The 11,889-nt window shown below is 47.1% G+C and carries 10 protein-coding genes; 4 read left to right on the top strand and 6 right to left on the bottom strand.

Annotation, left to right across the window (positions count from 1 at the left end; all coding sequences use genetic code 11):
- Positions 1-221: 221 nt before the first annotated feature.
- Positions 222-974, top strand: a complete 753-nt coding sequence (locus RIG68_RS08000) for an MBL fold metallo-hydrolase (RefSeq protein ID WP_350120843.1) — start codon at positions 222-224, stop codon at positions 972-974.
- Positions 975-1,215: 241 nt separating this feature from the next.
- Positions 1,216-2,664 (top strand): sulfatase family protein, encoded by a 1,449-nt coding sequence (locus RIG68_RS07995; protein ID WP_350120840.1) that lies wholly within the window; start codon positions 1,216-1,218, stop codon positions 2,662-2,664.
- A 1-nt stretch (position 2,665) separates the two neighbouring features.
- Here the strand turns inward: RIG68_RS07995 and lysA are convergent, their stop codons facing one another.
- The 4 genes from lysA to RIG68_RS07975 all read right to left on the bottom strand — a co-directional run bounded on the left by lysA (position 2,666) and on the right by RIG68_RS07975 (position 7,116).
- Positions 2,666-3,829, bottom strand: coding sequence for a diaminopimelate decarboxylase (gene lysA / locus RIG68_RS07990; protein WP_350120837.1), 1,164 nt, complete (start codon positions 3,827-3,829; stop codon positions 2,666-2,668).
- 129 nt (positions 3,830-3,958) lie between these two features.
- On the bottom strand, positions 3,959-5,023 hold the full coding sequence (locus RIG68_RS07985) for an aminotransferase class I/II-fold pyridoxal phosphate-dependent enzyme (RefSeq protein ID WP_350120834.1): 1,065 nt from the start codon (positions 5,021-5,023) through the stop codon (positions 3,959-3,961).
- Between the two features lie 6 nt (positions 5,024-5,029).
- Complete coding sequence (locus RIG68_RS07980; RefSeq protein ID WP_350120831.1) at positions 5,030-6,040, bottom strand: dipeptide epimerase; 1,011 nt, start codon at positions 6,038-6,040, stop codon at positions 5,030-5,032.
- A gap of 5 nt (positions 6,041-6,045) precedes the next feature.
- A complete protein-coding gene (locus RIG68_RS07975; RefSeq protein WP_350120829.1) occupies positions 6,046-7,116 on the bottom strand; it encodes a S66 peptidase family protein in 1,071 nt (356 codons plus the stop codon).
- A gap of 158 nt (positions 7,117-7,274) precedes the next feature.
- Between RIG68_RS07975 and RIG68_RS07970 the strand changes: the two genes are divergently transcribed.
- Complete coding sequence (locus RIG68_RS07970; protein ID WP_350120826.1) at positions 7,275-8,324, top strand: serine hydrolase domain-containing protein; 1,050 nt, start codon at positions 7,275-7,277, stop codon at positions 8,322-8,324.
- Between the two features lie 152 nt (positions 8,325-8,476).
- Positions 8,477-10,978, top strand: coding sequence for a DUF5916 domain-containing protein (locus RIG68_RS07965; protein ID WP_350120823.1), 2,502 nt, complete (start codon positions 8,477-8,479; stop codon positions 10,976-10,978).
- A 278-nt stretch (positions 10,979-11,256) separates the two neighbouring features.
- Here the strand turns inward: RIG68_RS07965 and rplT are convergent, their stop codons facing one another.
- Entirely contained in the window at positions 11,257-11,601 is a 345-nt protein-coding gene (rplT, locus tag RIG68_RS07960) for a 50S ribosomal protein L20 (RefSeq protein WP_151998594.1), read from the bottom strand.
- A gap of 86 nt (positions 11,602-11,687) precedes the next feature.
- Positions 11,688-11,882 carry a 50S ribosomal protein L35 gene (gene rpmI, locus RIG68_RS07955; RefSeq protein ID WP_151998595.1) on the bottom strand — a complete coding sequence of 65 codons (195 nt, stop codon included), beginning with the start codon at positions 11,880-11,882 and terminating at the stop codon, positions 11,688-11,690.
- Positions 11,883-11,889 lie beyond the last annotated feature (7 nt).

Below are 11,889 nucleotides of genomic sequence, written 5' to 3'. Positions count from 1 at the left end.
GATAAGGGCAATACCCAAAAAGCTGAGGATAGAAATGAAATTCAATACCATTTAAAAACATTTCCGACTGTCAACCAAAAACCATGACACACTGGTTTCCCATCAAACTCTCCTTTGATAACTCCCATTATCTCACTAAAATTACTTTACCACTAACTATGGACTTTTGTTAAAACAAAAGCCCTTTCAACCAGTTTTAAGGACTACTAAAATTAAAAACTATGAAAAAGATATTCACCTACGCTTTCTCTCTGATGCTTGTACCGTTTCTGGCATTTAGCCAGTCCGACAAAATCAAGACAAGCAAAGGAGACCTTACCATCACCCCTATTACCCATGGCACGGTGGCCTTCCAATGGAACAACTTGACCGTGTTCGTTGACCCATACGGAGGGGCTGACCTGTTCAAAGGCATGCCTGCACCTGACCTTGTTTTGATTACGGATATACACGGCGACCACCTGAACCAGGAGACATTGGATGGGCTGGATCTATCCAAAGCTAAGATTGTCGTTCCCCAAGCTGTGGCAGACCAGATCGCTGAGAAGAACAAAAGCCAGTTGTTGATCATTGGCAATGGCCAAAGTACAGATCAAAGTGGCATCAATATCAAAGCTATCCCTATGTACAACCTGCCGGAAAGTGCCGACTCTCGTCATACCAAAGGCAGAGGCAATGGCTATATTGTCAACTTCGGAGGTAAGAATATCTACCTATCGGGCGACACCTCCGACATCCCTGAAATGCGCAACCTGAAAGGCATCGACGTGGCGTTTGTCTGCATGAACCTCCCCTACACCATGGATGTGGATGCAGCAGCCAGTGCTGTGATCGACTTCAAGCCGGGCATTGTGTATCCTTACCATTACCGTGGTCAGGGCGGTCTCAATGATGTAGATAAATTCAAAGAGCTGGTAAACAAAGGGGCCAGCAAAGTGGATGTGAGATTGCGACAGTGGTACCCTGCTCAGTAATTGAAAAACCTTTCTCGTTTTGCGATCTCAACCAAGGCCTGTCCCCCGGCAGGCCTTTTTTAATGACTATTCAACGGGGATGTGGTGCCCACAGTGCTAACTGGTGGCACCACATCCCAACCGAGATTTGTACCCCGACAGACCTTTTCTATTATCGCCCGTCACAAAGCAGGGTAAACTTCTTCCATTTTTCTTTACTTTGACTTCGTTGAAAAAACTTCGAACCAAAAACACTCTCGTTGTGGCATTGAAAAACACCTACCTATTCGCAGCTGGCTTATTGCTTCTCAGCGCTTGCCAGACCAAACCCCAGGCCGAGGAACAAGAGGCTCCCGCCAAGCCAAATATTGTTATCATCTTCACCGACGACCAGGGATACAACGATGTGGGCGTATTTGGTGCCAAAGGCTTTACCACGCCCAACCTGGATCAAATGGCCAAAGAAGCTGCCCAGCTCACTAACTTCTATGTGGCCCAGGCGGTGTGCTCTGCGTCGAGAGCTGCTTTGCTTACAGGGTGTTACTCCAACCGTGTCAATATCCACAATGCATTAGTGCCTGAATCTAAAATCGGCCTGAACCCAGATGAAACCACGCTTGCGGAGGTGTTAAAAGCTGAAGGCTACGCCACAGCCATCTATGGCAAATGGCACCTGGGTGATGAGCCTGAATTTATGCCTACCCGCCAGGGCTTCGACGAATACTTTGGTATTCCCTACTCGGGCGACATGTGGCCCAACCACCCATGGCAGGGAACAGTTTTCGACTTTCCACCTCTCCCGTTGTATGAAAACGAAACAGTGATCGATACGCTGGAGGATCAGACGATGCTCACTACGCAAATCACTGAACGAAGCGTCGACTTTATCAAGCGGAACAAAGACAAGCCGTTCTTTCTGTACGTCCCTCATCCACAGCCTCACGTGCCTTTGTTTGTGTCCGATAAATTCAAGGGAAAGTCGGAACGTGGGCTCTATGGCGATGTGATCATGGAAATTGACTGGTCGGCAGGGCAAATACTGGCTGCTTTGAAAGAAAACGGACTTGACGACAACACACTAGTAATCTTCACATCGGACAACGGCCCCTGGCTTTCCTACGGCGGCCATGCTGGATCTGCCTATCCACTTAGAGAAGGCAAAGGCACCAGTTGGGAAGGTGGCATTCGTGAGCCAGCCATCATGAGGTACCCCGGCCAAATACCAGCAGGCAGCCTGATCAATACGCCAATGATGACCATCGATATGCTCCCTACTATCGCTAAGCTGGCTGGAGGCAAAATGCCTGAAAAGAAAATCGATGGCAAGGATGTGTGGCCAGTCATAACAGGCAGTTCGAAGCAGTCACCTCACGAAGCATATTTCATCTATTACAGAGTGAATGAATTACAGGCTGTAAGAAGTGGCGAGTGGAAGCTTTATCTGCCCCATACCTACCGAACACTGGCTGGTCGGGAAGGCACCAACGACGGTTTGCCTATCGACTATGAGCAAACAGAAGTCACTCAGCCAGAGCTCTACAATCTCGACACAGATATGGAGGAAACCACCGATGTGGCAACCACCAACCCTGAAGTCGTAGAAAGGCTGCTCAAATTAGCGGATGGCATGAGAGCGAAACTTGGAGATAGTCTCACAGGCGTTGAGGGATCGGAGAACCGGGAGCCTGGTAGGGTGGCGACTCCCGAGTGATTTACTTGAAATCTACATCAAAATACGTCTTTGCATTGTCCCGCAAATTGTAGCGGCTCATCATTACTTCGCCATAAGCACCAGCAGAACGGATGGCCAGCAAGTCCCCCCTTTTGCTTTGCTTCAGCTCAATACCTCTGCGGAATGCATCTGAAGATTCGCAGATAGGGCCAACAACATCGTAGGTCTCTTTGCTGGCACTTGTGGAGCTAATGTTCTCAATGAAGTGTTCCGCCTGATACAGCGCCGGGCGGATGAGCTCTGTCATGCCTGCGTCGATAATCAAGAACTTTATCGTCTCCCCTTCCTTGTTGTACAGCACCTTGCTGATGAGGCTGCCGCACTGCCCCACAATGGCCCTTCCCAATTCAAAGTGCAGCTCCTGTTCTGGCGCTAGTTTCATGTGCTTTTCGAATACTTCGAAATAGCTTTTGAAGTCAGGAACAGGGTTGCCTTTTGGGTCGACATAGTCGATGCCCAAACCACCACCGACATTCACATGCTGAAGCTCGATGCCCTTGCTTCTGAAGTAAGCATTAAAGTCGTTGGCCCGCTGGGCAAGTTGTGTATAGCTCTCCAAACTCGTCACTTGAGAACCAATATGAAAATGGATTCCGGTTAACTGTATGTTGGCTAGCTGCGGCAGTTTGTCGATCACTTGATCGATCTCTTTCGGGGGCAAGCCAAACTTATTCTCCTTCATTCCAGTGGTAATGTAATGGTGAGTTTTGGCGTCCACATTAGGATTAATCCGCAAAGCTATCTTCGCCTTCTTACCCATCCTACCGGCCAGCTCATTGATGACTTCTACTTCCTGCGCCGACTCGCAGTTGAAGCAAAAGATATCATTCTGCAATCCCACCATGATCTCCTCGTCCGATTTTCCCACACCGGCAAACACAATTTCTTCTTTCGGAAAGCCAGCGGCTAACGCAGCCTTCACTTCATTCGCACTCACGGCGTCGGCACCCAAATGGTACTGTTTTATGACTTCAAGAATCCGTGGATTCGCATTGGCCTTCATGGCATAGTGGACCTTATAGCCTTTGCTTAACCCATGTTTTTTTACCTCATCCAGTGACTTTCTCAGAAGTTCCAGGTCATAGAAATAGAAGGGGGTGGGTATATTTTGGGTGCTGCCGGGCAAAGAAGTGATATCAGCCATTGATGCTATATTTTACTTTAATTAATAGAAATTAACCAATTGATTAAAAGATGTTTATAAAATATTTATAGATTTCATCTATGGGTCTTTTCGTGCATAAAACACCCAGGAAGCTCCAAAGATAGCAGCCTATTGAAAGTCCTCATAAAATGTTTTGATCTCCTCCAGTAAATTTCCAATATCCACCGGTTCAAGGGCTGCATGCAGAATTATTCTGCTGATTGGGCTTGAGGTTGGCTTAGGATATGGAAAATGTGAAATGATAATATTTCTGCTCAGCAGGTAAGTGTAAAGTGGCTGGCTCTTTGAGAAGAAAACAGGCAACACTGGTTGAAAATTGAAATGCCTCTTCACCAGTGAATGGCTGCCGAATGGCATCTGAAACTTGCGAAGCTTTTGGAGTTGGCGGGCTCTTATCTCCCCCCCTTTCAAGAGCGCATGAAGAAATGCCGGTGCCGACGGAGCAGCTCCAACGAACCATGGAGACTGTCGGATTTTCTTGATGAGATTGTGAGAGCCAGCGATGAAACCGGCCGCCAAACCAGGCGCTTTGCCCAGCGATGAGGTGACCACCCACTGCACATGTGACGGCAGCTTCCGAAGCTGCGACACCACCCCTTCTCCATTTTCCCCGGTCAGTCCAATACCGTGCGAATCATCTACCACCAACAGTATTTCGTGCAGCGTGGAGATGTCGGTAAGCCAGTCAAAACTTACAGGGTTACAGAAAAGCGGGTCAGTAGAATTGCAGAGCAAAACCATCCGACGAGGAAGCATTCCTTCCAGCTGCACCCTGATCATTGTTGACCAACTGATGAAGTCACCATTGGTAGCGTCGTCTGAATTTCGCCACAAAGCTGGGTGGCAACCAGGGGCATACTCCATGCTCCATTCCATGTCTTGCAGCACCTTGATAAGGAGCTGCCCGGAGGCAAAACCCGACGAGGTAACTACAGCATCACCTGTCGACAACCAGTCGGCTATGTGCCGCTCTGCTGCTTCGAAGAGACTGTACTGCACGTTGCCATTTCTGGAGCCGGAAAAATGCACACCGTATTTATCTACTCCCTCTTTAATCAACTCCTGGTATTCCTTATCCACCGATAAACCGAGGTAAGACGTGCCGCTGAAGTAAAGCATTTCTTTACCATTGACATGCAGTGTTCTTCCTGGAAATTCCTCTGACCGCATCATTCGTTTCTACTTAAGGCTGGCACCGGTGCCATTTTCATTGGGGAAAATCAGCCCGCTTGTGGTCACCTGCACGCCATTGGCCGGGTCTTCTGCCAGCAGCAATGCACCGTCCATATCTACATAGTCGAGCAAGGGAACAACCTGGGCTATGGCAGAAATACCGACAGAAGACTCTGTCATGCAGCCCATCATCACGCTCATGTTCAGTGCACGTGCCCTGGCAATCATTCTTCTGGCTGGTGTTAGCCCACCGCATTTCGTCAGCTTGATGTTGATACCATGAAAATGATTAAAGCACTTGTCAACCTCTGACTCCACCTGACAGCTTTCATCGGCAATAACGGGCAACGCACTTTCGGCAAACACCTTTTTCATACCACCCAAATCATCTGCCTTCAAAGGTTGTTCTATGAACTGCACATTGAGGTTTTTAAGCGCTTTGCTGTTAGCAATAGTTTCGTCCACTCCCCAGGCACAATTGGCATCCACCCTAAAAACCGCATCCGTTTGCTTCCGGAGCTCCTCAATGATCCGGATATCTTCTTTAGTGCCTAATTTGATTTTGTACAGTGGCCAGGGAACCTCCTTCATTTTGGCTACCATGTTTTCCACCGTATCAATGCCAATGGTGTAATTGGAAATAGGCCCCTTGCTCCCATCCAGTCCCCAGATCTTGTAAAGCGGCTTTCCCTGTAGCTTTCCATAAAGATCGTTGAAAGCGAGGTCGAGGGCGCAAAGGGTGAAGGCTTTCAGCTTGCCTGTCGCCAGCATGGCCTTGTGAAATGCCTCCGGGGTGTCCCAGTTTCCCGACTCAATGATGGCTCGCACACTCTCCACCTGTTCGGTCATTTTGGGAACGGTTACACCGTAGTATGGATTAGCGGTGGCTTCTCCAAAGCCGCTTTTCCCGTTTCGGCTCAGCTCAACAATAAAAGACTCCTGCACACTTGTGGAGCCATGGGCAATGGTAAAAGTATGCCTCAGGGGCATTTTGACAGGGTGGTATGTAACTTTCATAAAGCTTAAAGAACGGATTCTTCGAGAAGGGTCAACGATTGTTTGTAAGTGTCAAGCTCAGCAGAGATGCCCATGGGAAGCGTAGCAATATTGGACACGTGCCCAAAAGACATTCCATATAAAACCGGAATACTTAAACTTCCGAGACGCTCCGCAAGTGTCTCCCTGAGCGAGGTTTTGTCTCCAAAATCGGGGTCAGTGTCTTTTTCATCGCAGTCGTTGAACACGCCTAAAACTATGCCTTTGGCTGCCTGCAACTTCCCAGCCAGCAGAAGTTGTGTCAACATCCTGTCAATCCTATATGGCGACTCGCCTACTTCTTCCAGGAAAACCAGTTTGTTGGTAAAGTCGAGATCGAATGGTGTGCCTGTAAGCGAGCTTACAAGACTAAGGTTGCCTCCTACGAGTTCACCTTTGGCTACGCCATCTGTAATGGAATAGATCTGAATATAGTCTTCCTGCCTTTCCCGGTCTTCTTTTGCCTGCTCTATCTTGATCTTCCCTTTGCCCTTGATGAGGGTATCTTCAAAGCTGTCAGCGGTGTAGTCGGTAAAGTTGGAGGCACCGACGGGGCCATGAAAAGTCACCAACCCGGTCTTGTTGAATATCGCAAAATGAAGCGCTGTGATGTCGCTGTACCCAATAAATGCTTTTGGGTTGGAGGCAATCAAGCTGTAATCAATTCCTGGCAAAAGCCTGCCTGCCCCGTAGCCACCTCTGGCGCAGAAAATTCCATCGACCGATGGATCGGCAAACATGGTATGGAGGTCGTCGAGTCGCTGCTGATCAGTGCCAGCCAGAAAGCCTTTTCGAACCCGCATATTGTCAGAGTATTTCACCTTAAAACCAAGGGCTTCCATGTTCTCAAGTGTGCTCTCAAAGGATCCCCGGGAAATGGCACTTGAAGGTGTAATAAGACCTATTGTGTCACCTTTGCTAAGTTTTTTGGGTTTGATAATTCGGTCTGGCCAGGTTCCTGATGCAAAAGCTTTGCTTTCGGCTTTCGCCATTGTTGGGGCTAGCAGCCCACCCCCCGTAACCAGCAAACTCCCTGTAATAAATTTTCTTCTGTCCATGAGCGCTAATTAAGCGGAAAACTAACAAAAGTTTGGCTGATATAGCAATCCTCCCATCAAGATAAAGCCTTATTTAACGTCCATTTTGCCGCTTCCCTGAAAAAGCTTTCATGTTCTTTTTTCCAGCGCTATCTTACACAGACCAAACTTAACAAACTATGCGATCCATAGCAGCTTTTATTATTGGCACTCTATTTCTCGGAGCCTGTTCACAACAAGAAAATCTTACTGACCAGCTTCACAATGTTGTGGAAAAATACCACAATACGGGCTTCTACAACGGCACTATGCTTATCGCTGACAGCACCGGCACGCTTCTTAAGGAAGCATACGGTATGGCCGATTTTGATGCCAACAAGCCGCTCGATGTCACTTCAACTTTCTATATGGCCTCGGTATCCAAACAGTTTACTGCGATGGCGATCATGCTGCTAAAAGAAGACGGCGGGCTGACCTTCGACGACACACTGAGCACGTACTTCCCAAGCTTCCCTTCCTGGGCCAACTCGGTTACGATACGAAACTTGCTCACCCACACTTCCGGCATCCCCGACTACTACGGCTTGGGTGTGGCAGTTCCCGGTTTTACCAATTCTGATGTGGTGAAAGTGGTTGAGCGCATTGACTCACTCAATTTTGCTCCTGGCGGCCAATATGAATACTCAAATACCGCCTATGTGTTGCTGTCATCCATCGTTCAGCAAATCAGCGGCAAAGGCTTCAATCAGTTTATGCAGGAAAATGTATTCGAACCCACAGGCATGACCAGCACGGTAGCTTATGACGAAAAAATGCCTGAAAGAACCAATCCGTGCAAAGGCTTTGATGCTGATGGAAAAGAAGACGACTATCAGTATTTCACTACAGGTGGCGGCGGGCTCTACTCCAACATAGAGGATATGTACAAGTGGCACCAGGCGTTGCAAAGCTATCAGTTGGTATCGCAAGCTACGATGGAAGAAGCCTATAGACCTATGATATTGAATGACGGAAGCAAATCATGGTATGGCTTTGGCTGGAACATCGACGAGGATAACCCGAAGAGCGTACGGCACAACGGTACACTAACGAGCTTCCGTACTTACATCGAACGAAACCTTGAGAGTGGACAGGTGATCATTATGCTCAATAATGTAGGAAAGACTAAACGAGACGAGCTGCTGACCGAGATCAAAGCATTGATGAGTACCAGTCAAGCTGATCATTGAACGAAACCAGTGTGTGCGAAAACACAGAGTGAGCTAAAGTGTAAAAAGATGTCATGATCCTTACCATTTATCAGAATTACAACTGAGCTAACGGCGATCATAGCTAAATTTGCAAAGCATATTAGCACAGATAGTTTAACAAATAGCCCTTAATGTTCAAATTGGATCATAAAGACCTGTTATCCCTTGGTTGTTTCCTTTTAATTTTTCTTTTCTCTCCGCACCTGGCGTCAGCCTCCGGCTCCGGTAAAAATGAGTTTGCCACCAAACGCATCACAAGTAGTCCAAAAGTGGATGGCATCCTTGACGAAGACATATGGAGTCAAAGCCCGACACCCACCCAGTTCACTCAATTCAAGCCGAACAACGGCGAAAAGTCGGATTTCCTTACTGCCGTTGAGTTGGTGTATGATGACAATGCCCTCTACCTTTCAGCAAGACTATACGATCCAAATCCCTCCGAAATAAGAAGAGAATTTGGCAAAAGAGACGACTTCAACAGGAACACAGACTGGTTTGGTATTTTGGTCGACCCTTACAACAGCGGTCAAAATGCTTTCAGCTTTTTCGTTTCAGCCGCAGGCGTGCAAGGCGACTACTTCATCAATGGTGATAATTGGGACGAAAATTGGGATGCGGTTTGGGAAAGTGCTATCGCTTACAATGAAAACGGATGGACTGTTGAGATAAAAATACCCTATTTCGCACTCCGGTTTCCAGCCACCTCGCAACAGAACTGGGGTATCAACTTTTATCGCCAGGTAAAACGAAATCAGGAGGAATCATATTGGAATCCGGTAGACAATTCGATCAGGGGTACTGTGAACCAATCGGGAGTGCTCAGAGGGCTTGAAGACATCAAACCACCGGTTCGCTTATCGCTACTCCCCTACGCTACCACCATTTATACCAACGATGGGGTCAATGGCAAAGAAAAATTCTCATTCACTGGCGGCATGGACCTAAAGTATGGCATCAACGAGTCTTATACCCTCGACATGGCCCTCATCCCCGACTTTAGCCAGGTACAGTCCGATAACGTGGTGCTTAATCTGTCAGCTTATGAGGTGCAATACAGTGAAAACAGGCAATTCTTCACAGAAGGAACGGAACTGTTCGACAAAGGCGACCTGGTGTATTCCAGACGTATCGGCGCTACTTTTGGCGGGATTGACTACAATAACGAAACAGAAGAAGTGAGTAGTTCTCCGTCGGCAGCACCCCTGATCAATGCCACCAAAATCTCCGGTAGAAACGGAAAAGGCTGGGGACTAGGCTTTCTGAATGCGGTGACCAACAAGACTTATGCGAATATACGCAACATCGAGACTGGCGAAAGCAGACAGGAACAAGTTGACCCGCTGACCAACTTCAATGTGCTGGTGGTAGACAAAATCCTGAAAAACAATTCGAGCATTAACCTTATTAATACCAATGTAACGAGACTTGATGGCGCCAACGATGCCAACGTCACAGGGGCAAGTGTTAGCCTGCTCGACAGCACCAATACCTACCGGTTCTCAGCGTTCGGTGCAGTCTCCAACATCTACAATGCCGAAGACGCCGATGTGTCAAGGGAATTGGAGGATGGATATAAGTACAGTGTGGGTCTTTCAAAGGTCAGCGGAAGCTTTCAGTATGGCATCGGCAGGAGTGTTGAAAGCAAAGACTACAACCCCAACGATTTCGGATTCAACAGGGCTGCCAATAGTGTCTCCCACAACGTGTCCCTCATGTACAGGATATTTAAGCCCATGGGGGTATTTAACTACTACCGGGCCAATGTCAGCGGATCATACCGGCAGCTTTTTGAGCCAAGAACATTCACAAGCACCGACGTTTACGCATCTACTTATGCCCAATTCAAGAATTTCTGGGGAGTGGGCATGTCGTCAAGCCTGAAGCCTATCGACAGTTACGACTACTTTGAGCCCAGAGAAGAGGGCTACTATTTTGTTCAGCCGGGTTCCTACAGCGTGAACTCATGGGTAGAAAGCGATTCCCGCAAAGCCGTAAAAATATATGTAAGCCAAAATACCTGGAGAAGACCCGACTGGGAGCAAGCGTACAATTCATTGGGAGCCTCCATCCGCTACAGAGTCAACAACAGACTATCCATCGACTTCCGGGTTAGCAGAGAGAGCTCTGAGGACTCTAAGGGCTACGTTACCAAATTGTACGCTGATAACGAATCGCTTGATGAGATCATCTTTGGAGAAAGAGACGTCCTTACCACAAATAATATCCTTGGCACTAAATACACTTTCAATAACAAAATGGGGCTGACTCTCCGGGTTAGGCACTATTGGAGCAATGTTAAGTATAACGGATTTTATGACCTACAGGGCAACGGACAATTGGCCGACTCTGAGTATGAAGGCATCGACGAATCCGGACAGAAGCAGCACGATACCAACTTCAATGCGCTCAATGTTGACTTTGTTTACTTCTACCAAATTGCGCCAGGCAGCTTTTTGAATGTGGTTTGGAAAGACTCCATCAGCTCAAGCGACAATAACACCGACATTAATTTTGCTGAAAACTTTGACAAAACCCTGAGCCTGCCGCAAGTCAACAGCTTGTCTGTCAGGCTTACTTACTTCATCGATTACAATTCAGCAAGGAAGTATCTCTTTGGAGGCAACAGTATTTAACAGCCTTTTGCGGATGGATCAAGCAATATTTCTGGCGGATTGATTTTTTTGCAAGAGTATTTTGTCATTACTTAAAGAAGCAAAAGGTCCAAGCGGGACGCATTGAACCATTTTGCTTCTTTATTGTCTATCGTTCACCAAATGGTACAACGTTGTTTCAGAATCTTACTCCCCAGATTTTCCGCTTGACCCCTTTTGCTTGCGGTAAGTCATTCACCCTTAAACTAAAAAAGCCCCATCTCTGGAGCTTTTAATATTATTGATAAAGGCTTGTCGAACTACTTTACCTTGTCCACCACAGCTTTGAAAGCTTCTGGGTGGTTCATGGCTAAGTCGGCAAGTACCTTACGGTTCAAATCGATCTTAGAAGTTTTCATTTTGCCCATCAATACAGAATAAGATATTCCGTGCTCTCTGGCACCTGCATTGATACGCTGAATCCACAAAGCTCTGAAGTTTCTCTTCTTCTGCTTGCGGCCTTCATAAGCATATTTCCATGCTTTTTCAACGGCATTCTTAGCTACCGTCCAAACATTTTTTCTGCGGCCATAAAAACCTTTGGCTGCTTTGAGGATTTTCTTTCTCCTCGCTCTTGACGCTACGTGATTTACTGATCTTGGCATAGTAATTACATTTTTTGGTGTTTGGTGGTTCTACTCAGAACACTTGTTGACCAAAAACCTGGTGAAACATAGAACCTAAGTTTTTCTTAGATGTTGAGCATATCTCTTACTCTGTTCTCGTCTGACTTGTGTACTAAAGTCATGTCAGTAAGAGAGCGCTTTTGCTTGGTTTCCTTCTTAGTAAGAATGTGGCTTTTGAAAGCATGCTTACGTTTGATTTTACCAGTCCCCGTTAGCTTAAAGCGTTTCTTTGCTCCCGATTTGGTTTTAACTTTCGGCATTGTATAT

Origin of the sequence: Imperialibacter sp. (assembly GCF_040222385.1) — a bacterium.
GTDB lineage: Bacteria > Bacteroidota > Bacteroidia > Cytophagales > Cyclobacteriaceae > Imperialibacter.
The sequence above is the reverse complement of the archived record's forward strand: the minus strand, read 5'-3'. Positions and strand labels throughout refer to the sequence as shown.